The sequence below is a fragment of the Pseudomonas sp. F8002 genome (assembly GCF_013385495.1).
Classification (GTDB): domain Bacteria; phylum Pseudomonadota; class Gammaproteobacteria; order Pseudomonadales; family Pseudomonadaceae; genus Aquipseudomonas.
Window position 1 is genome coordinate 154,591 of sequence record NZ_JACAPW010000017.1, and the last position, 20,672, is coordinate 175,262.

Sequence of the window (20,672 nt, forward strand, 5' to 3'; positions counted from 1 at the left end):
CGAAGCCCACCGAATGTGTCACGCAATCAATTGCAACTGATTCGCCCCCCTCCACACACTGCTATTTAAGGGAATGACATGACTACCGCACCTAAAGGAATCTCCACCCAGCCCGTGTGGTTCGTCGGCGCCGCTTACGGAAGGAAAGATGATCAGACTGCGCGCTTCCTTCGCGAGGGCATCTGGGAAAATGGCTACGACGACAAACACCTTGATCTCGTGCGCAGCATGAAAGTGGGCGAGCGCATTGCGATCAAGTCGGCCTACACCCAATTGCATGACCTACCGTTCGATAACCGTGGGAATCGAGTTTCGGTCATGACCATCAAGGCGACCGGTATTATCACTGAGAATCGCAATGACGGCCGGCAAGTCAAGGTCGACTGGGAACCCGTCAAGCCGGGACATAAATGGTACTTCTACACCCACCGCGGCACGATCTGGCGCGTGCTGCCGGGTGATTGGAAAAATGATGGACTGATTGACTTTGCGTTTGAAGGCAACGCCCAGGATATTCAACGCTTTTGCGATGCCCCTTATTGGAAAGCGCGCTTTGGTCGCCAATCTGCGGTTTCGGAAAAGTTTGGCTGGACGCGCTTCTACATGGCGATCGCCGACAAGCTGCTCCAGCATCGGCACGATCGGAAAGCCTTGGTGGCAGGGCTGAAAGAGATATCCACTCAGGTACCGGCGCTGGGTTATCTGGAAGCGGACATTTATCCAAACGGCAAGCGTGGCTTTGTACGGGACATTTGCCCGTTCACTGTCATGGGCACCTTCAACCGCCAAACCAAAGAAGTAAACCGGAAAGCGATTGCCACCGAGATCGCGATTTTCCTGGGCGTTGAAGAGCCGGTGCCACAGTCGTTTGAAGGTGTGCCCGTACTGCACAATTTGAAGTCTTGGTATTTCCCACGCGAAAAGAACCGTAGCCGTGATCACATTGACTCGCTGTGGGAAACCTTCGCGACAGCCATCGCCTATGCCGATAGCGAAGAGGGCCAGGAGGAAGTCGCCAAAACTGCATTTGCCAAGGCGTTCGATGACAGTAATGGCCGCCTGGGCGTCGCATGGAACCTGACCATGGGGCTGTATTGGGCCCGGCCTTGGGCATTGCTCAGCCTTGACGGGCTGTCCAGAACGTACATTAAGGACACTCTAGCGATAACGATCAACCGTAACGGCCCAAACAGGCGATGCGCCGCAGTAGACTACTTGCAAGTGGTGGATATACTCGAGCCGCGGTTTCAGGAAAGTGGCTACCCCGCGCATTCGTTCCCGGAGTTATCGTTGTTAGCTTGGGGTTTGGAGTCTGATTCCTCTCTTGATAGCGACGAACTGTCCCCAGACGATATGGACGAGGAACCGGAGGTGACAGAAGCCGAGCCAGCCATCGCGAACCATCCTGCCTTACCCTCCTACACATTGGAAGACATCCTCGCAGAGGGTTGTTTTCTGGAGCATGCCGAGTTGGAAAGCGTGCTCGTTCGTTTGCGCGAGAAGAAAAACCTGATCCTTCAGGGGCCGCCGGGTACTGGCAAGACCTGGCTCGCCAAGCGCCTTGCGTTCGCATTGATCGGCACTCGGGACGTCAAAAAAGTTCGATCTGTTCAGTTCCACCCCAACTTGTCTTATGAGGATTTTGTTAGAGGTTGGCGCCCAGACGGTCGAGGAGGTCTCGCCCTGGCCGAAGGTGTTTTCATGGAGGTGGTAAAAGCAGCGCTCAACAATCCAGATTCAACGTTTGTGGTTGTGATCGAGGAGATCAATCGCGGCAATCCCGCACAGATCTTTGGCGAGATGCTGACCTTGCTGGAAGCAGGCAAGCGCACGCCAAGCGAAGCGCTGGAGTTGAGCTATCCCGACGCAGACGGCAATCGTACGGTTGTCCATATCCCGGAAAATCTTTACGTGGTCGGGACCATGAACGTGGCCGATCGGTCTCTGGCTTTGGTTGATCTGGCGCTGCGGCGCAGATTTGCGTTTATCAGCCTGACCCCAAGGTTGGGAGACCGTTGGCGCAAATGGGTCACCACGCAATGTGCTGTAGACGCCGACTTGGCGCACCACATCGAAACGCGGATGGCTGAACTCAATACCGTGATTGCCGATGATGAGCGACTGGGTAAGCAATTCCAGATTGGGCATAGCTACGTGACGCCAAGCGAGATGCTTAAAGAGGGCACCACGCGGGACTGGTTCGTTCGAGTGGTAGAAACCGAGATCCTGCCCTTGCTGGACGAATATTGGGTGGACACACCCGCCAGTGCGCAAGAGGCAGCAGCCAATCTTCTAGCAGGCTGGTGATATGGCAAACCTTGCAGAAGGGGCATTCATTCATAGCTCCGAGCGAGCGGTGGGTCGTATTCCGGTCAGAAATCTTTGGCTGCTGATGCTCTATGCTTCGGATCTCTATCGGGCCCTGGGCAATGCCAGGACCGCTATCGAAGCCATGCCCGACGATTTGCCGCGCATGGTAGGAGAAATCCTGGCCGATGCCGTTGAAGCACGGTTGCGCCGCCATTTGGGGCTGGGTTATCAGCATCGCGAGCAGATCGTCAACCGCGTGCGCGGCCGGATTGATGTCCTCGCTACCGAGCGCAAACAGCTATTGATGCGTGGGCAGATAGCTTGCCGATTCGACGAACTGACCCTGGACACCGTTCGAAATCGCTTTGTTCGAATGGCCTTGGAAAGATTGGCTGGATTGCTGCGTCGGCACCCGGTCGGCAGACGCTGCCGACAACTTGCGCAGCGCCTCACAGAACTGGGGGTCTCCAATCTGGGTGTGGTTCGTTCGCAGATCGACTTGGAGCGATTCGGGGGGCACGACACGGCGGATCGTCTGATGGTTTCCGCCGCCAAACTCGCCTATGACATGGCTATCCCCAGTGAGTCCGCAGGCAAGCAGTACATGCACCAACCCAATCGCGACGAAGTTTGGGTGCGCCGGTTGTTCGAGAAAGCCGTAGCAGGATTTTACCGCGTGGCACTGAAGGGCGACTGGACTGTTCGTGCGGGGGTGAAACTGAGATGGAATAGCAGCGACCGTACCCCGGGGTTGGATGCGGTCTTCCCGCAGATGACGGTTGATATGATGCTTGAGAATGCAACGCTGGCGCAGCGGATGGTGATTGATACCAAGTTCACGGCAATCTACAAGCGCAGCGTTTATCGCACGCAGACGTTGCACAGCGCTCATCTTTATCAGATATACGCATACCTTCGCTCGCAGGTGGCCGAGTCGAACCCCCTCACGCAGACCGCCAGCGGTTTGCTGTTGCATCCGGCGGTTGGCGAAAGGGTGGATGAGAGTGTGGTGATACAGGGGCACTACATCCGGTTTGCGACGGTTGATCTGGCAGCGAGCAGTGGCGAGATTCGGGAGCAGTTGATCAGCGTGATAACGCCGGATTTGCGTTGTGGGTCGGTGCTTACTTAGGGCCGCAAAGCCCACAAGCTGTGAGGAATGAGGTCAGAATTGATCCCCCAACCTGCGAACACGTAGAGGGGTGTGGTAGTGGTGGCGGCCGCAGACGTCCACATTGGCCATTACTTTTGGAACAGGCGAGGCAATGAGGGCTGATGGCGCACATGGAGGTTGTCAATGTGCGCCGACCGTTCAAATAAACGAATTGGGAACCAAGGCAGCTTTTGGCCGTTTTCTGCCTCTCGCCAAGGGCAGCAATCGGCCAGAAGCAGACGTTCATGAGCAATTGCTTCCGGCTAAAAGCTGGCGCTTTGTGGCTTGCAAATTAGGGTGGCGCTCCATGACATTCGCCTCTGCGCGCGCCTACGTGTGCAAGCAAAACGTAAAATAGCTCAAAGGCAGGCTTGTGATAGGCTTAAGTAGCGGGGCATGCATTGTCGGAACGACGGAAGCGCTAAGATCATTATTTGTACATCCCATGGCATTTATGTGACGTAGGGTGGGATTGCGATACCGCATTAATCAGTATGAGGAATGGCATCATGTTACAACGCCTATACATTCACAATTTTCGATGCCTAGAAAACTTTGAATTCAAACCGGGTAGTGCATCCTCTGCACTACTGATCGGAAAAAACGGCAGCGGAAAAAGCACGCTGGCAAAAGTTTTTAGGCTGTTTCAGGCAATTGGCCGGGGAACGAATCGGGTTGGCCAGTTAGTTAGAGTCAAGGATTTCACCTTGGGTCGTACTGATGTGCCAATTCGCTTAGAAATGGAGGCCAAGCTTTCTGGTCGTTTGTATCGATATGTCCTTCTTTTAGACTTGCCTGAACGATTCCGAGAGCTTAGGGTATTAGAAGAAAAATTAATGCTCGATGATGAAGTTGTATACTCGCGCGAATTAGCTCAGGTAGTAATAAGGCGTCAGGGTGGCGCGCAGCCTGAGGCGAAGTTCAATATAGACTGGCATTTAATCGCGTTGCCGGTTATACAAGATCCATCCAGTAGTGATGCTTTAAGCGAGTTTCGCGAATGGATGGCTAGAATGATACTGCTTGCGCCTATTCCTAGTCACATGGGGGGGGAAGCAAGTGATGAAACACTTGAGCCCGAAGAGGATGGTAAAAACTTCGCTGATTGGCTTTCGGGCATACTGGCTCAATATCCATCGGCTTATTCTACCCTAACTCGCCATTTACAGGAAATTATGCCGGATTTGGCGGACTTTCGATTCGAGCGAGCGGGTAAAGAATCCAAGTCCTTACTAGTCCGCTTTAAGTCGGAAACAGCAGAGCATGAGTTTGAATTCGACTCCTTGTCCGACGGCGAAAAATGCTTCTTTCTTTGCGCTGTAGTTTTGGCCGCGAATCAATGCTATGGGCCATTGTTTGCGTTCTGGGACGAGCCTGACAATTACTTGGCTCTTAATGAAGTTAGTCACTTCGTAATGGCTTTGAGGCAAGGTTTTCACAAAGGCGGTCAGATTGTTATGACTTCCCATAATGAGGAAGCTGTACGCCGATTCTCTAATGATAACACTTGGGTTTTGGGGCGTAGATCGCACCTCGAACCTACTATTATCCGACTCTTGGACGACATGCCTGCTCCTTCTGACCTTGTGCAGTCTCTTATATACGGAGATCTGGAACCGTGAGTGTTAATCGGCTGGCCCCTCACTTACTGATACTTCCAGAGGATGATGCTAACCGCCAATTAGCGAACGGTTTTCTGAGAAATCCGTCATTGAACCTACGAGCGGTTGCAGCGTTGCCATATTCTGGAGGGTGGGCAAAAGTTTGTAATGATTTCGTTACGACTTATGTGCCCATTTTGAGAAAGTATCCGTTGGGACACATAGTATTGCTTATCGATTTTGATAATAAGGTAGAAGAAAGGCTCAGATATTTTAGAGAGCGGTTTCCAGAGGACTTAGCAGGACGTGTTTATCTGCTAGGAACGTTGGATGAGCCGGAGCCTTTGCGAGTTGATCGAGGAATTTCACTTGAAAAAATTGGAGCAGAGCTTTCGGATGCCTGTTTTGATGAAAGCTGGGAGCATTGGAGCCACGAATTCCTGCGGCATAACGAAAGTGAAGTCCTGCGCTTAGTCGAAAATGTAAGACCATTTCTGTTTCGTTAGCACGCAATCTCGATTTCCTGAGGCGTGAGACCGGATACTGGTTACATCAGGCGTGTCGTCTTCCATCGGATTTCTTCGGTGCGATTTCGTCCGACTAGCTATGAAGTCATTCAATGAGTGGCTATAAAGGTACGACGGCCAGCCGGATGGAGCCTGAGTCTATAGACCGCCGCAACCACTCGCGGACACTATCAAGAAATCTCGGGGGGCAACGCAAAGATATATGCACAGATCGAGGAAAACTCTTAACAGTCATGGGTCGATAGACACTGTGCCCTTGCCATAATATTATTCCTAGGATGGTACAGCGTCACGTGGCCAGTTTTATTCGTCGTAAGTAACACCAAGCAAGGAGTGAGCCTTGGCTATAGATTTTAAATGCTCTGTTGAAAGAGTTGAGCTATTTTATAAAGGGACTTATCTGATGGATAGTCCGCGAAATCGTAAGCTGCAGGTAAGTGGAAGCGATTTTTTGTCAAAGCTGAACGGTACAAGAGTCGAAAATATACCGTCTGATATTAGCTTTTACATAGGGGCGGTTCAAGAGTTTTACCCTTCCTTGTCAGCGCTCTCTCTCGATAACTCCGGAAGAGGGATGGATATTACAATGCAGACGAGCTATATGAATCTCGGTGCTTGGATTAAGCCTTTTTCTTTTGATGAATACCTTTTAAAAGTAGAGTCATTAGTTGATGGTATTCTCCCGCCAATAAAAAAATATTATAAGTACGACGATGCAACGTCAATTAATCATACCGTATTAGGGCTAAATTTTTTTGTTGGGAGCGGAGATTTATTAGCTATTATTTCGTGTCGATTGGAAGACTTCGCTCGCGCGCAGCGTGAAGCTGAGAGGGTGCTGTACAACCAGAACTTACCAAGTCATACCTATCTAACTCGAGAGTTTAAGCTTGTTGAGGGGGAAAAGTTTTGCTTGGAGGAAAACTTGACAGTAGAATTTAAGGAGGTTAAGGGTAATAATCCAGTAAAATCAATTAGTAACTTAGTGGATGAGTATGTTTTAGCTTTTTTCAATAGCCAGGGTGGAAGCGTTTTTTGGGGTGTTAATGATGATGGCTTAGTCAAAAGCCTAAAATTGACAACTAAAATGAAAGATGATATCAGAAGGGTTGTTAGCGATAAAATCAATGTAATCGAACCGCCTATAGATCCAACACAAATAGGGGTGTTTTTTCACGAGGTTTTAAATGCTGATAATGGCTACGTATTGGAGGTGAATATACCAAGATCTCAATCGGAGCTGCTTTACTTTAACTCATCTGGCGAAACTTGGGTTCGACTAAATGGGTCTAAGAAAAAGCTTCAGGGCTCTGCATTGCAGGATTATATTATCAAGCGAACTCGTAAAGAAAACTGATGGCGCTCTGCTAATATTTAAACAGCTGTTGCGGGCACTTTAGAGCTACCAAGCGGTTCACTAGTTTTTTATTTATAAAAATAAAATCAACTACGGGGCAATAACAGAAATTGCTATGCTGAAACTTTATTTGTAATAGAGCATGGCGATTTTAGATTTTGGTGACTACTTGCAAAAAGGCATTTTCATCGATCAGTGTGCAGGCTGGTTGAAAGGATAGACTTTTTCAATACTGTCCACCGATAACCGCAGAATGTAAACAGCAGCATTATGTCGAGAGCAGCATATCGTGATGACGACTGTTGGCCGGACGCGTCCGCTTGCGAACGTCCACTTATGGCCGCTTTCTGCCTGTCACTGCCACTGGCAGCAATGTGCAGTTCTCTGTCGATCATGGTTATGAAGTACATTGGTCAAACCGATGTAATCGGTGGTCGAATGCAATGCAAATGACTGGTCGTCCTATGCTTGATGAACCGAGTAACGTATTTGGTGAACTGGTATAGCCGAGGTCTAACCAATCCTCGAAAGCCTCGTATATTTGCACCAAAGGCACCCCTCGCACGACTTCCGCCCGAACCTCATCCATGACAGCTATGAACGACACACGGCCGCATCCACGGCGTTGTGGGTGGTGCTCGACAGGGGGCAATTCGTGGTTATTCATACGTTTTTCTCCGTTCGAGCTATCTGGTACTAATTAATATATTTTTTCAAAGAAAAATAGCGCAATTTTTTGCGATTAATTGTTCCGACTAATGCGATTCAATGCGATTTAATGCGATTTAATGCGATTCTAGGAAAATATATGTGAGTGGGAAAAACGGAACTGGCTGTTTTGTCCAAATCGCATAGAATCGCAAAAACAATGACGGCAAGATGTGTGTTGTACGGGTACGGGCAAGCCCGTACCCATCCATCACCGCCCCTTATTCGCCTTCGGCTCAACGTATCTTGCTCTGCGAGGCAGGCAGACGCTGCCGCGTCTAAGGGCAAAAATGCAATAGCAAAACAGGGCCCTACAATGGCAGACGACACCAAAGAAAAGGCACCGGCTCGCCGACGCGGCAAGCCAATCGAGGTTTGGGTTACTGACGAGGAAAAGGCGCTAATCACTGACAAGGCCGAAGAAGCAGGCATGTCACGCTCGGGCTACCTTCGCGCCTTAGGCATGAACACGCCCATTCGGTCGGTCGTTGACCTGAGAGCTGTGGCAGATTTGGCTAAGGTCAATGGCGACCTTGGACGAGTTGCCGGGCTATTGAAATTTTGGCTTGCCGAAAAGCGAGGCCAAGGCGCACACCCCATTGACGTGGAAAGAACAATGATCGAATTCAGGGAGTTGCAGGGACAAATTCGCGAGACGATGAGCATGATAGTCTATGCTCGGAAAGGGTGAAAGCTCACTTGGGCCGTTTCCGGGGTCGCCGCTTTAGAGCTTTTTAACTCCTCAAAAGGAGCCTTACAAGGATAACTGCTAGGTCACTCGAGCTTTAGTTCACACCGATATTGTATTGCTACAATCAGCATAAGGGTAATATGCAGGAACGATTGTTTGAGCTCGCGGTATAGTTCGGGTTCGGCGTCCTTCTCGCCAGGACCGATGGTTAACTCTGCATGGAGTGAGCCATCTTCAAGCGTTTTGATTGGCTTGGCTTGCTGCAATAGTTGCTTGATGTGGAAGTCTGAGAAGTGAATAGCGCCAGATGTTTTCTTATAAACTACTGGTATCCAGTCTCCTAAGCCTTCTATTTGTTGTATTAGCCATCTGTCAGAAGCTTTCTCTTTCGCTCCACGTAACTTCATGTCTTTGATGTTTTTCCCTTGGGCGACTTGCTGCGCAAATGTTTCTGCGGTCATGCTATCTGTCTCATCTGCCCAGTAGAGTGCATAGGACCTTGCCAGGGTATCTAGATTTAATCGAACAAGCGTCATTGCCATTTGGCCATTGCACGCTTCTATGGATTGCCTGAAGGCTGCTTCTAAAGACAATGTTCGACGAGCGACAGCCAGTAAAAAATATCTTTCATGTTCACGCTCTTGGGGGAATTTTAATATCTGTGCACATATTTCGTAAAGGTCATTTTTTGCTGCTTCGTACTGTGAAAAGTTTCCGAACATCTCACGTTCTTTCGTATCGTTCATTGCCATTTCCCGCCTTTTTTTTGTGCCGAGTTGCTGCTTATTGTGGGTCGCACTTTCCAAAAGAATTACAGATGCGACGTATATGCGGCAGGCAGCACAATCATGGAGAATTAGTTCCTGGTCTTCTTAGCTCAAAGTGCCCGTCCGTTGCCGCGCTGGTATAATAATTTCCTGCCAGTTGTGTTGGGCTAGCTTCGAAGAACTTTAAATTGGCAGATCCTTCATAAGCCTCTCTTGTAGCAATATTGGTCTTCTTTGGTGTCACACGATAAAAGTAGAAGATTTGGGCGCGGCCGGATTCAGGATCTTTTTTTGGTACCATCGCAAGCGTCTGTGAATCCGAATCTTGCGACAACACCTCCATGCTCATACTCAGCCAGTTCTGCCTGATTATGGCTATGGCACGAACTTCACCGCTCTTACCGTGGTTTCGGTAGTGAATCGTCATGTCCCATTCACCATTGAGGTCGGGGAACAGCCAGCTATTCAGGAATGGCAAAAACTCCCAAACTTTTCGCCAGCCCCAATATACAAACCCAAGTACTACTGTATTAAGTGCAGCACCACCGCCTAATGCCATTCCAAGTATCTCGGTTTTTTGCTCGGAATTAAATCTGCTGATTATTTCATAACTCCCAATCACACATACACAGTAGGCAATAGCTATAAATGCAATTAGTCTTAGCGGATATAATAGTAAAAACATCTATGTTCTCTCGGAGAAAATTTCTTGGCCATCCTTAAATATGACAATGCCTAATGATTCAGTGGCAATGCCGCATAAAAGCACTTTTGAAATGGTTGATCCAAATAGTGCTGCCAAGTACCGTCCGCCAAATTTCCTGCTTCTATTTATAAGCGCAGTTTTCGATACAGGAGGAGAAAAATACTGTGACATTGCTACTAGGCGGAGATCAGGCGTCAGCACATGGAATCCGTCGTGGAGGTCGTTCGTTACCTTAGAAACTCTGGCCAAGGATAAAGCTGCATCCTCTTCTTTAGGGATCACGATCTCCAGTCTAAGCGGGACTGTGGGAAGCTCTGTATCCGGATTGCAGACAATCACGCCGACCCCAGTAAATTCTTCACCTGCTAAGGTTCTTGCTCGACCGAGCATTTCTACTAATTCACTAACCATGACAACATCGCTCCACTTTACGTCTTCGCACGATACCATTCTGGCTTGTGGCCCGACTCCAATGCCTGCACGGGATCGGAAAAGAAGCTAGCCCTGTGATCGGTGACGCCAGTTCAGCACCTCATCCGACTAGCTTCGGCTGTCCTACAATATCGCTGTATCCAGCGTATTTCCTCGCGTCAAGACCGGAAGCGATTCTAAACGGCCGGTACAGTATTTTTTGGTTGAGACTTACCTGGCCGATGTTATGTGAATGGCATTATAGTGCCATTAAAGAAGCCCAAAAAACTCGGAGCTGACAAGGATGCCGACGCAAACTGCTGAAGACTATCTCGCCGCGCTTGCAGATGAGCTCGCGATCAGTGAGGCTCGATACGATCAAGCGTGCCGGAGCTATGAGTCTCTAGGGGCATGGTTGCATCGTGCGGAATCTACCGTCGTTGGCCACGATCCGCAGATATACGTTCAAGGATCGTTTCGACTAGGTACAGCAATTCGCCCGCTTAGTGATGAGGAGGAATACGATGTTGATTCCGTCTGCTTGCTACGTCTCGGAACCGGAGACCTGACCCAGAAACAACTCAAGTCGCTCGTCGGCGATGAGGTCAAGGCTTATCGTAACTCGCAGAATATGGTGAAGCCTGTTACTGAGGGGCGCCGTTGCTGGGTCTTAGCTTATGCGGACGGTGCTCAATTTCATATGGACATCGTCCCTGCAATTCCCAACGCAACCCGACAGCGCCTACAGCTTGAAGCGCGTGGACTGGATCTGAAATGGTCTGAGACAGCCCTGGTCATTACCGATATTAGGTCACCAGTCTACGAGATGATCTCTAACGATTGGCAGCGCTCGAATCCCAAGGGATACGCCGAGTGGTTCAGGCAACGTATGGGATCGGTGTTTGAGAAACGTAGGCGCGTGCTTGCGGAGTCGATAAAAGCGAGCGTTGAGGATATACCTGACTATAAAATTCGGACGCCTCTCCAGTCGGCCATAATGATTTTAAAGCGGCATCGGGACGGGATGTTTGTGGGACGCTACGACGAGCGGCCGATTTCTATAATTATCACTACGCTCGCTGCCCATGCTTACAATGGTGAAGAAAAGATCGCGGATGCCCTTTTTTCAATCCTTTCGCGTATGGATCAATTCATAGAGCACGACGGGCACAATCGCGTCATTCGTAACCCATCCGACCCTCTCGAGAATTTTGCTGACAAATGGCCGCAACATCCTGAGCGAGAAGCAGCTTTCTTTGAATGGCTTGGCCAAGCTCGCCACGATTTTGGGGAGCTCGCAGAGCAGGTTGAAAGGCGGCGTTTGATTGAAAGCATCCAACCTCGCATGGGGGCAGTTGCGGAAAGAGCCGCTGCGCGTCTAGCTCCGCCACCTGGGAGCATGTTACGCCCCGCGACGGCTGCTGCTGCGCTAGGCGCTGCGGCTCCCAGCGCGCCAGTATTTCCGAACACTCGGCGTGAACCGACATCGCCAAAGGGTTTCGCTTGATCTGGTGGGCAGATCAACCCTCTCGGGCACAATCCGAGCGAGCCTCGGTAGCGGATCTGCTCGATCGGAATTCGTGGCTGTCGAATATTGAGTGGCGGTTTGCGGCTAACCTCCAGATCGCGGTCGACTTCAATCTTGAGGTGGGGGAACGGATTGTCCCGCTAACACTTACCTATCCCGAATTTTTCCCGGACGTGACCCCCTCTATTGTCCCGCGGGACGGAGTCCGCATCTCTGGCCACCAGTATGGTGCGGCCGGAGAGCTATGCTTGCAGTATCGCCCTGATAATTGGACGTCGGATGTCACCGGCGCCATGATGATTGAAAGTGCCTATCGCCTGTTGTCTTCCGAGCATGAGACTGGGGCGTCTGCTCTTTCAGATCACAACTCTTCACCAGCCCAACGAACTCGGGGTGCGCTACTGCGGTTCCTCTACTCGTACGACGTGTGGGCCGGTCTATTGATGGTCGAAGAGGGCAAAGTAGTTGAGGCCGAGATTCAAGAACACGACTTCGCGGGATTTTACGCTGCCCAGCTCTCGCGTATGGGCCCAAAAGATGCACCTTTATGGTCCGAATCTAATAAGCGCGGGTACGGAGCCCGTCTGTTGAGCGCCTGGGTTGTCCGTCTGCCTGAGGGCGCGTCAGCAAAAAGTAAGACGCTTGGGGAGCTGACTTCTCTACTTCAGCATCACGGTTTTGGATCTACGGCAGCAGAGCTATCGGCGGTGTCTTGTGGCGTGGGGGTCATCCTCTTCGATGGCATAAGTATTCAAGTCCTAATGGTCATCGGTAGTGTGGAATCCCGTTTGCTTATCAACTACGACTTAGTGTTCGCCGAGCACGGTCGTGCGCGCCTAGATCCCGAATATGCTCGTTTGGCAGGAGCGAAGGTCGCGGTGGTAGGATGTGGCTCTGTCGGGTCGAAGGTCGCTGTGAACCTCGCCCGGTCGGGTGTGGGTAGGTTCGTGCTCATCGATGGTGACGTCCTCGCGTCCGGCAACTTAGTGCGCAACGAGCTCGACTGGCGGTCGGTGGGGATTCATAAGGCACCTGCTCTCGGGGCCCGGCTCAAGGAGGTCAGTGCTGATTGCGACGTCACTAGTCGTACCACAGTCATAGGAGGCCAAGAGAGCGGCGGGACAATTTCCGCCACAGTGAGCGACATCGCCGAGTGCGATCTGATCATAGATGCCACCGCTGATGCGACGGTGTTCAATTTATGCGCAGCGATTGCGCGCAGGGCCGAGAAGCCGATGTGTTGGGCGCAGGTATTCGGGGGCGGGGCGGGGGGCATTGTCGTACGCCTACGTCCTAAAATGGATCCGACACCACTTACTGCCCGTCAGCGCATTGAGGGCTGGTATGCGGAGCAGGGTGTTGAATGGCCAGATGACGGGTCTTCGCAGCCGTATACGGACAGCGACGGGGTAGGAACTCCCCTTATTGCAGACGACGCGGACGTATCGGTCGTCGCTGCGCATCTGTCTCGGTTTGCAATCGATATCCTCGCCCGTCCCGGCGCGACAATCTTCCCGTTTTCCGCTTACTTAATAGGGATGGCTGAAAGGTGGATCTTCACCGCCCCGTTTGACGTGCAACCGATCGATCTCGGGGAGAGTGATGCTTGGGGCTCCGAGCCAGAGGCAAGCGACTCGGATGCGTTAAGGCAGCTGCTTGCAGACCTACTTCCCGGAGCGTCCGATGCGGGTTGAAATTGCGCGCGACGTCAAGGCCAAGCTGCGGCGGGCGCTAATAAGCGCAGGTCGCCGTGAGATCGGCGGCGTGCTGATGGCCGAGCAAGTCGAGCCAGGCTTTTTCCGAGTCGTTGATCTTTCGATGGACGATCAGACTGGAGGTCAGGCCCATTTCGTCCGTAGTCCAGAAGCTCACGCTGGAGCACTGAGCGAGTTCTTCAATCGGACGGGACACGAGTATGACCGTTTCAATTATCTAGGGGAGTGGCACTCTCATCCGCGGTTCCCCGTAACACCTAGCGTTCAGGACACGCTCTCAATGAATGAATTAGTCGAGGGCGAACGCGGCATAGGATTCGCCGTGCTCTTAATCGTTCGGCTGCACTGGTTGCACAGGATCTCCTGTTCTTGCACGCTCTTTTCCCGAAATACTAACCCCTCGCCTGTCGAAATTTTGGAGAAATGACATTGGTCACCTACTTCTTGCGATCGCTCATCGACTGGATCTTTCGGCGACGCTCAGCAGGTGTAACTCTTGTAAAATTTGGAGTACCTCTCTTCGCCCTAGTTCTCGTGGGGCTCACCGTCGGCGTAACGATTCCTACATCCAATGGGCCGTTTATCTTCAGCTGGGACTCGGCAAGTGGCGGCTCTATGGCCCTGAGTTGGGGCGTGTTTCTGATTGCAAGCCTCATAGTCTTTTTAGGATTGGCTCTGATCATTCGCGACATTCGTCAGGAGAGCCGACAAAAGGTAATTGTAGTTGAGGCGAGGGGGTTGCGTGATTGGCAGGGGCAGCCGTTGATAAAAGCAATCCCGTCCTCTATGCCGGGACGGCGTGAGCAGGTGGTGGTTGATGTAAGGCAGGGGATAGTGGATGGTCAGATCATCAGTCCGGAAGCCGCACTGCGCCGTATTGCGAGCTTGCCTGAAGATATTGCGCGCCGTTGTAACGGCCTAGACAGGGCGGATATTTCGTTCGTGGTCGGTGGGCTCGCACCGGTACCACTTCTTTTTCTTCTCGGCATAATTGTCGACGATGAATCAAGAACATTCATTATGGATTGGGATCGCAAGCAGCATATGTGGCGCACGCTCGATGATGAGGATGATGGCAAGCGTTTCGTTGTTACTGGTCTTGGAGCTTTCGGCGCAAAAGTGCAGCGAGTGGCGCTCTGCATATCTGCCTCTTACGATGTTCTAGACGTTGATGTTCGCCTCGTCGAGTCGGATATTCCGATTGTTAGAATGGACCTCGCCGGACGTAGTACGAATTCGCATTGGTCCGAGAGAAAGCAGCAGCAGCTCGCGCTGCAGTTTCTAGACGTTGTGATGTCTCTGGCTCGCGAGGGCGTGACTGAAATTTCTCTGTTCTTGGCGGCCCCTGCGAGTATTGCACTGCGGTTCGGTACGCTCTATGACAAGCGAAATCTTCCGAGGCTTGAAGTGAATCAGTACGAGCAGAGCGATCCCAAACGTTTTCCTTGGGCCTTGCGAATGCCTGTAGCAGGAGCTCTTCGCGCTGAAATTACGCAGCGCTAAGTGCTTACATAGTCTCTGGGCCCAGGTATTTGCCTATCTGCTTCCCTATGATGGTAGCGTCAGCCCATTACGACCTCATCGAGAAATGGCAACCTTCTTTACGGAGCGTGGTTTTTTTCATGGTATTGAAAAACTTATTTATAATTTCGTCCTTAAAATAGAAGGGTTTACTGGGTAGTTGATAATAGAGTGGGAATGATCCTGCCGTAGCAGCTGAGCGCTGAATAACAAAACCCCGGCCTGGTGCCGGGGTTTTGTGTTTCTGGCGTTTGTCTACCGCCGCGCAATATCCGAAAAGTAAAACTTATCCAGCGTATGCCGCGACTCGGTGTACTCGAACTGCCGTCCATCCTGCAAAAACGTCTGGTTGCTCACCACGATCACATGGCTCTGACCTTCGAGGTCCAGGTGTGTCTGATCGTCCTTTCCCCGTGGCAGCGCTTCGATGGTGCGCTGGGCATAGCTGATCTGCAGCTGCAAGGTCTGTTCGATAAACGCATAGATCGACTGCTCGGCAATCTCCCGATCCAGCCCCGGTATCAGGTCGGCGACGAAGTGGTTGATGTCGAGGATCACCCGTTTGCCGTCGATCCGCCGCACCCGTTTGACCCGGGTGATCAGGCTGCCAGGTTCGGCCTCAATGTGCTGCATCAACGGGCCTTCCAGCGGGAACTGGCTGAACTCCACCACTTCGGTACTGACGTCGTCGCCGAGGGCGGCATGGGTCTCGCGAAAGCTGACGATACCGCCGAGCTGGAACTCGATGGGGTTGGGTGACAGCACAAAGGTGCCCTTGCCGTGGATCTTTTGCGCGAAGCCGCGCTCCTGCAATTGCTCGATCGCCCGGCGTACCGTGCCACGGCTGGCCTGGTAGGCGTCCATCAGTTCGGTTTCGGAGGGCAGGCGCGTGCCGCGTTGCAGGCGTTCGGTGGTGATGCTGGCAAGCAGATCGGTATAGATCTGGTTGTATTTACTCATGGGGAAGGGCTCTGTGCCACGTTGGCGTTCAAGGCAGGAACCTTAGTGGCAGCGATGGGGTTTGTCCATGCAACCCATTGTAGAACTCGGAAATTTCTGACTCAAAAAACAGAAAATTAATCATTTTCAAACTCGTACATACGAGTTATTGCTTTAACTCGTACAGACGAGTACTTTTGGCTTCGGCGTGCTGCCTATGACCGCCCAATAAAAAAAACCAGAGTGGATACCAAGCATGAGCCACGACTATCCGAATATTGCCCGCGAGATTCTCAAGAACCTCGGCGGCAGCGACAACCTTGAGCAAGCTGCCCACTGCGTCACCCGCCTGCGCCTGGCCCTCAAGGACCCGAGCCTGGCCAACAGCGGCGAGCTGAACCAGGTCGACCTGGTCAAGGGTTCGTTCTTCACCGGCGGTCTGTTCCAGATCGTGATCGGCCCCGGCGAAGTGGAAAAAGTCTACGCCGCCCTGCGTGAGCAAACGGGCCTCGCCGCGTCGACCATCGCGGACGTGAAACAGAAAAGCGCCGACAAAATAAACCCGATGCAGCGCCTGGTGCGGGTGTTCTCCGATGTGTTCATGCCGATTTTGCCGGCGCTGATCATTGCCGGTTTGCTCATGGGGGTGAACAACCTGATGGGCGCCAAGGGCATGTTCATCGCGGACAAGACGTTGCTCGACGCCTATCCGAACCTGGATGGCCTGTGGAGCCTGATCAACCTGATGGCCAACACCTCGTTCGTGTTCCTGCCGGCACTGGTGGGCTGGTCGGCCGCCAAGCGCTTTGGTGGCAGTGAAATCCTCGGCATTGTCCTCGGCCTGATGCTGGTGCACCCCGATCTGCTCAACGCCTGGAACTACGGCAAGGCGGTCGCCGGCCTCGACGGCCAGAGCCTGCCGTACTTCGATATTTTCGGCTGGTTCAAGATCGAGAAGGTCGGCTACCAGGGCCAGATCCTGCCGATCCTGCTGGCCGCCTACGTGATGAGCGTGATTGAGAAATGGCTGCGGGCACGGGTGCCGAATGCCATTCAGTTGCTGGTGGTGCCAATCACTACCATCGTCGTCACCGGCGTACTGGCGCTGGCGATCATCGGCCCGGTGACCCGCCACCTCGGCATCCTGATCACCGAAGGCGTGGTCACTCTGTTTGACCTGGCGCCGATGGTCGGCGGCGCAATCTTCGGCCTGCTGTATGCACCGCTGGTGATCACCGGCATGCACCACATGTTCCTCGCCGTGGACCTGCAACTGATCTCCACCCAGGGCGGCACCTTTATCTGGCCGATGATCGTCATGTCCAACCTGGCCCAGGGCAGCGCGGCGCTCGGCGTGTTCTACATGAGCCGCAATGCGCGGGACAAGAGCATGGCGTCCACCTCGGCGATTTCCGCCTACTTCGGCATCACCGAGCCGGCGATGTTCGGGGTCAACCTGCGCTTCAAGTTTCCGTTCTACGCGGCGCTGACCGGCTCGGCGCTGGGCAGTATTTTCCTCTCGCTGAACAAGGTGCAGGCCTCGGCGATTGGCGTGGGTGGCTTGCCCGGGTTCATCTCGATCATCCCGCAGTACATCCCAAGTTTTGTCATCGGCATGGTCGTCGCGATTGTCGTGCCGTTTGTTTTGACCTGTGTGTTGAGCATGAAAATTGTCCGGCCTGGATACCGGGTCGCCTGATCTACCGCTATCGCAGGCAAGCCAGCTCCCACAGTTGATCGCATTTCCAGATTGAAGGAACCCGTCATGCAAAACTGGCAACATTCGGTGATCTACCAGATCTACCCCAAAAGCTTCCACAGCCACGCGGGTAACGCCACCGGTGACCTGCTGGGCATCGTGGACAAGCTCGATTACCTGAAGTGGCTGGGCGTCGACTGCCTGTGGATCACCCCGTTCCTGCGTTCGCCCCAGCGCGACAACGGCTACGACATCAGTGACTACTACGCCATCGACCCGAGCTACGGGACCATGGCCGATTGCGACCTGCTGATCAGCGAAGCCGCCAAGCGCGGCATCACGCTGATGCTCGACATCGTGGTCAACCACACCTCCATCGAACACGAGTGGTTCCAGCAGGCCCGCAGCAGCCTCGACAACCCGTACCGCGACTTCTACATCTGGCGCGACCAGCCGAACAACTGGGAATCCAAGTTCGGCGGCTCGGCCTGGGAATACGAGGCGCAGACCGGCCAGTACTTCCTGCACCTGTTCGACCACACCCAGGCCGACCTGAACTGGGACAACCCCAAGGTGCGCGCCGAAGTGTTCAAGCTGATGCGCTTCTGGCGCGACAAGGGCGTGGGCGGTTTCCGCCTGGACGTGATCAACCTGATCTCCAAGCCGGCGGATTTTCCGGAAGACAACAGCGACGGTCGGCGCTTCTACACCGACGGCCCGAACGTGCATGAATACCTGAAGGAAATGCACCGCGAAGTGTTCGAGGGGCATGACCTGATCAACGTCGGCGAGATGTCGTCCACCAGCCTTGAGCACTGCATTCGTTATTCGAATCCACAGTCGAAAGAGCTGTCGATGACCTTCAACTTTCACCACCTGAAAGTCGACTATCCGAACCTGCAGAAGTGGGTCGCGGCCGACTTCGACTTCCTGCAACTCAAGCAGATTCTGTCCGACTGGCAACTCGGCATGCAGGCCGGTGGCGGCTGGAATGCGCTGTTCTGGTGTAACCACGACCAGCCGCGGGTGGTCTCGCGTTTTGGTGACGACGGCGAGCACCGCGTGGTCTCGGCGAAGATGCTCGCCACTGCGCTGCACTTCCTCCAGGGCACGCCTTTCGTGTACCAGGGCGAAGAGTTGGGCATGACCAATCCGGGCTTCGACACCATCGACCAATACCGGGATGTCGAGACGCTGAACATCTATCGGCTCAAGCGTGAGGCCGGTGAGTCCGAGGCATCGAGCATGGCGGCGATCATGCAGAAGTCCCGCGATAACAGCCGCACACCGATGCAATGGAATGCCGAGCAAAACGCTGGCTTCAGTCGCGGCGAACCGTGGATCGGCATCCCGGCCAACGCCGCGCAGATCAACGTGCAAAGCGAGCTGAATGACCCGCAATCGGTACTGCATCACTACCGTGCGCTGATCAAGCTGCGTCGGCATGAGCCGCTGATTCAGGAAGGCGTTTACCGCCAACTGCTGCCACAGCACACCCAGGTCTGGGCGTACCTGCGCGAAGGCCACGGCGAACGCCTGCTGGTGCTGAACAACTTCTACGGCACGCCCTGCCAGATCGAACTGCCCGATGGCCTGCTGACGGCGGCGAGTGAGCAACGCCTGCTGATCAGCAACTACGACGACTGCCCACAGCGCTCGAGCCAAGTCTCGCTGCGCCCGTATGAATCGTTTGTGCTGCATCTCAAGGACTGAGACCCGCTTTACCCCCGGCGCGGGAGAGCCGGGGCGCTTAAAAAAACATAATAAAAATATCGGAGTGCTTCATGAAAACAACAATAAAGCTGGGCCTCGTTGCATCCTGCCTGACCTTGCCGATGGCAGCCCAGGCGTTGGAATTTGCCGGCTACTTGCGTAGCGGTGCGGGGACTTCAACCGGCAGTGGCAAGCAGCAGTGCTTCCAGTTGCCGGGTGCACAATCCAAATACCGCCTGGGCAACGAGTGCGAGCAGTACGCCGAACTCGAATTGCGCCAGGACCTGCTGACCCTCGACGACGGCTCGGTGTTCAGCGTCGACGCCATGGCTTCGCTGTACAACAAGTACGACCGGGCGCTGAAGTTCCAGGGCGAAGACAACGGCTCGGCACGCATGCCGCAGATGTATGCGCAGTGGTCGAACATCCCCAGCCTCAACGGCGGTTCGCTGTGGGCCGGCCGGCGCTACTACAAACGAAACGACATCCATATCTCCGACTTCTACTACTGGAACCAGAGCGCCACGGGCGGCGGTATCGAGGACGTGAAAATCGGCGACCTGAAATACAGCTACGCGCTTTCCCGCAAGGACAACCTGTACCAGAAAGAATACGCCACCCGTCACGACTTCAACGTGGCCGGCTTCAAGACCAATCCCGGCGGCGAGCTGGAACTGGGCTTGAGCTACATCGAAAAAGCTGGTGGCCGTGACACCAACAGCGGCTGGGCCATTACCGCCCAGCATGTGCAGAAACCCTTCCTCGGCGGGCGCAACAAATTTGCCCTGCAGTACGGCGAAGGCCCCGGCACCGGCCTCGGTTATACCGGCGATACCTTCCTCGATAAAAGCAGCAAGAGCTACCGCGCAGTGGAGTTCTTCGACTGGCAAGTGACGCCACGGTTTGGCGGGCAGATCGAGGCCGTGTACCAGAAGGATATTCGCCCGGGCAGCCAGGATCAGACCTGGATGTCGCTGGGCGTGCGCCCGGCCTATGCGATTTCCGAACAGTTCAAGCTGGTCACCGAACTCGGTCATGATCAGGTCGAGGCTACCGGTGGCACGCGCAAGCTGAGCAAATTTACGTTCGCCCCGACCTGGTCGCCCAAAGGCCCGGATTTCTGGGCACGACCGGAAGTGCGCTTGTATTACACCTACGCGACCTGGAACGAAGCGGCCAAGCGTGCGGCCAATGAACTGGCGGCAGGTTCGGCGTTGTCCGACACCGGCAGTTATGGCTCGGCGTTGCATGGCTCCAACTTTGGTGTGCAGGTTGAGTACTGGTGGAAATAAGCCGTCGATGCCCAATGATTTTTACAGAACCAAA

General features: G+C 53.4%; 17 protein-coding genes. 13 read left to right on the forward strand and 4 right to left on the reverse strand.

All coding sequences use genetic code 11. The annotated features are described in order from the left end of the window. Window positions 1-78: 78 nt before the first annotated feature. The 6 genes from HX811_RS15305 (at window position 79) to HX811_RS15330 (ending at window position 8,347) form a co-directional block, all read left to right on the forward strand. The gene (locus tag HX811_RS15305) at window positions 79-2,307 is read left to right on the forward strand and encodes an McrB family protein (protein WP_177046432.1); all 2,229 of its coding nucleotides are present in this window, start codon (window positions 79-81) and stop codon (window positions 2,305-2,307) included. A 1-nt stretch (window position 2,308) separates the two neighbouring features. Next, the gene (mcrC, locus tag HX811_RS15310) at window positions 2,309-3,442 is read left to right on the forward strand and encodes a 5-methylcytosine-specific restriction endonuclease system specificity protein McrC (protein ID WP_177046434.1); all 1,134 of its coding nucleotides are present in this window, start codon (window positions 2,309-2,311) and stop codon (window positions 3,440-3,442) included. Window positions 3,443-3,972: 530 nt separating this feature from the next. Further along, complete coding sequence (locus tag HX811_RS15315; protein WP_177046436.1) at window positions 3,973-5,085, forward strand: AAA family ATPase; 1,113 nt, start codon at window positions 3,973-3,975, stop codon at window positions 5,083-5,085. Further along, window positions 5,082-5,570 carry a hypothetical protein gene (locus HX811_RS15320; protein ID WP_218172315.1) on the forward strand — a complete coding sequence of 163 codons (489 nt, stop codon included), beginning with the start codon at window positions 5,082-5,084 and terminating at the stop codon, window positions 5,568-5,570. Before HX811_RS15315 ends, HX811_RS15320 begins: the two co-directional genes overlap by 4 nt. A 361-nt stretch (window positions 5,571-5,931) precedes the next feature. Further along, complete coding sequence (locus tag HX811_RS15325) at window positions 5,932-6,948, forward strand: helix-turn-helix domain-containing protein (protein ID WP_177046438.1); 1,017 nt, start codon at window positions 5,932-5,934, stop codon at window positions 6,946-6,948. A 1,024-nt stretch (window positions 6,949-7,972) separates the two neighbouring features. Continuing rightward, the gene (locus HX811_RS15330) at window positions 7,973-8,347 is read left to right on the forward strand and encodes a CopG family transcriptional regulator (RefSeq protein ID WP_177046440.1); all 375 of its coding nucleotides are present in this window, start codon (window positions 7,973-7,975) and stop codon (window positions 8,345-8,347) included. 83 nt (window positions 8,348-8,430) lie between these two features. Here HX811_RS15330 and HX811_RS15335 read toward each other — a convergent pair whose 3' ends face one another. The 3 genes from HX811_RS15335 to HX811_RS15345 all read right to left on the reverse strand — a co-directional run bounded on the left by HX811_RS15335 (window position 8,431) and on the right by HX811_RS15345 (window position 10,231). Continuing rightward, window positions 8,431-9,093 (reverse strand): hypothetical protein, encoded by a 663-nt coding sequence (locus HX811_RS15335; protein WP_177046441.1) that lies wholly within the window; start codon window positions 9,091-9,093, stop codon window positions 8,431-8,433. 100 nt (window positions 9,094-9,193) lie between these two features. Beyond that, entirely contained in the window at window positions 9,194-9,799 is a 606-nt protein-coding gene (locus tag HX811_RS15340) for a hypothetical protein (RefSeq protein WP_177046442.1), read from the reverse strand. Next, window positions 9,800-10,231: a hypothetical protein gene (locus HX811_RS15345; protein ID WP_177046443.1), complete on the reverse strand. Its 432-nt coding sequence runs from the start codon at window positions 10,229-10,231 to the stop codon at window positions 9,800-9,802. 304 nt (window positions 10,232-10,535) lie between these two features. Here HX811_RS15345 and HX811_RS15350 point away from each other — a divergent pair, with 304 nt between their 5' ends. The 4 genes from HX811_RS15350 (at window position 10,536) to HX811_RS15365 (ending at window position 14,977) form a co-directional block, all read left to right on the forward strand. Then, window positions 10,536-11,738 carry a nucleotidyltransferase gene (locus HX811_RS15350; RefSeq protein ID WP_177046444.1) on the forward strand — a complete coding sequence of 401 codons (1,203 nt, stop codon included), beginning with the start codon at window positions 10,536-10,538 and terminating at the stop codon, window positions 11,736-11,738. Next, complete coding sequence (locus HX811_RS15355) at window positions 11,735-13,453, forward strand: ThiF family adenylyltransferase (RefSeq protein ID WP_177046445.1); 1,719 nt, start codon at window positions 11,735-11,737, stop codon at window positions 13,451-13,453. Before HX811_RS15350 ends, HX811_RS15355 begins: the two co-directional genes overlap by 4 nt. Window positions 13,454-13,529: 76 nt before the next feature. Continuing rightward, window positions 13,530-13,901: a Mov34/MPN/PAD-1 family protein gene (locus HX811_RS15360; protein WP_371132442.1), complete on the forward strand. Its 372-nt coding sequence runs from the start codon at window positions 13,530-13,532 to the stop codon at window positions 13,899-13,901. Further along, window positions 13,898-14,977 carry an SAVED domain-containing protein gene (locus tag HX811_RS15365; RefSeq protein ID WP_177046449.1) on the forward strand — a complete coding sequence of 360 codons (1,080 nt, stop codon included), beginning with the start codon at window positions 13,898-13,900 and terminating at the stop codon, window positions 14,975-14,977. The genes HX811_RS15360 and HX811_RS15365 overlap by 4 nt, the downstream gene beginning before the upstream one ends. Window positions 14,978-15,250: 273 nt before the next feature. Here HX811_RS15365 and treR read toward each other — a convergent pair whose 3' ends face one another. Further along, window positions 15,251-15,955: a trehalose operon repressor gene (gene treR, locus HX811_RS15370; RefSeq protein WP_177040145.1), complete on the reverse strand. Its 705-nt coding sequence runs from the start codon at window positions 15,953-15,955 to the stop codon at window positions 15,251-15,253. Between the two features lie 235 nt (window positions 15,956-16,190). Between treR and treP the strand changes: the two genes are divergently transcribed. The 3 genes from treP (at window position 16,191) to HX811_RS15385 (ending at window position 20,638) form a co-directional block, all read left to right on the forward strand. Continuing rightward, the gene (treP, locus tag HX811_RS15375) at window positions 16,191-17,633 is read left to right on the forward strand and encodes a PTS system trehalose-specific EIIBC component (protein WP_008438268.1); all 1,443 of its coding nucleotides are present in this window, start codon (window positions 16,191-16,193) and stop codon (window positions 17,631-17,633) included. 66 nt (window positions 17,634-17,699) lie between these two features. Then, window positions 17,700-19,346: an alpha,alpha-phosphotrehalase gene (treC, locus tag HX811_RS15380; protein ID WP_177046451.1), complete on the forward strand. Its 1,647-nt coding sequence runs from the start codon at window positions 17,700-17,702 to the stop codon at window positions 19,344-19,346. A gap of 71 nt (window positions 19,347-19,417) precedes the next feature. Next, on the forward strand, window positions 19,418-20,638 hold the full coding sequence (locus tag HX811_RS15385; protein WP_087695126.1) for a carbohydrate porin: 1,221 nt from the start codon (window positions 19,418-19,420) through the stop codon (window positions 20,636-20,638). Window positions 20,639-20,672: the final 34 nt, after the last annotated feature.

Bases quoted from the DNA above. Each gene is read 5' to 3' on its own strand.
- HX811_RS15360 (WP_371132442.1), top strand. From the start codon at position 13,530: ATGGCCGAGCAAGTCGAGCCAGGCTTTTTCCGAGTCGTTGATCTTTCG.
- HX811_RS15330 (WP_177046440.1), top strand. From the start codon at position 7,973: ATGGCAGACGACACCAAAGAAAAGGCACCGGCTCGCCGACGCGGCAAG.
- HX811_RS15365 (WP_177046449.1), top strand. From the start codon at position 13,898: ATGACATTGGTCACCTACTTCTTGCGATCGCTCATCGACTGGATCTTT.
- HX811_RS15385 (WP_087695126.1), top strand. From the start codon at position 19,418: ATGAAAACAACAATAAAGCTGGGCCTCGTTGCATCCTGCCTGACCTTG.
- HX811_RS15345 (WP_177046443.1), bottom strand. From the start codon at position 10,231: ATGGTTAGTGAATTAGTAGAAATGCTCGGTCGAGCAAGAACCTTAGCA.
- treR (WP_177040145.1), bottom strand. From the start codon at position 15,955: ATGAGTAAATACAACCAGATCTATACCGATCTGCTTGCCAGCATCACC.
- HX811_RS15340 (WP_177046442.1), bottom strand. From the start codon at position 9,799: ATGTTTTTACTATTATATCCGCTAAGACTAATTGCATTTATAGCTATT.
- HX811_RS15335 (WP_177046441.1), bottom strand. From the start codon at position 9,093: ATGAACGATACGAAAGAACGTGAGATGTTCGGAAACTTTTCACAGTAC.
- mcrC (WP_177046434.1), top strand. From the start codon at position 2,309: ATGGCAAACCTTGCAGAAGGGGCATTCATTCATAGCTCCGAGCGAGCG.
- HX811_RS15350 (WP_177046444.1), top strand. From the start codon at position 10,536: ATGCCGACGCAAACTGCTGAAGACTATCTCGCCGCGCTTGCAGATGAG.
- treP (WP_008438268.1), top strand. From the start codon at position 16,191: ATGAGCCACGACTATCCGAATATTGCCCGCGAGATTCTCAAGAACCTC.
- HX811_RS15315 (WP_177046436.1), top strand. From the start codon at position 3,973: ATGTTACAACGCCTATACATTCACAATTTTCGATGCCTAGAAAACTTT.
- treC (WP_177046451.1), top strand. From the start codon at position 17,700: ATGCAAAACTGGCAACATTCGGTGATCTACCAGATCTACCCCAAAAGC.
- HX811_RS15305 (WP_177046432.1), top strand. From the start codon at position 79: ATGACTACCGCACCTAAAGGAATCTCCACCCAGCCCGTGTGGTTCGTC.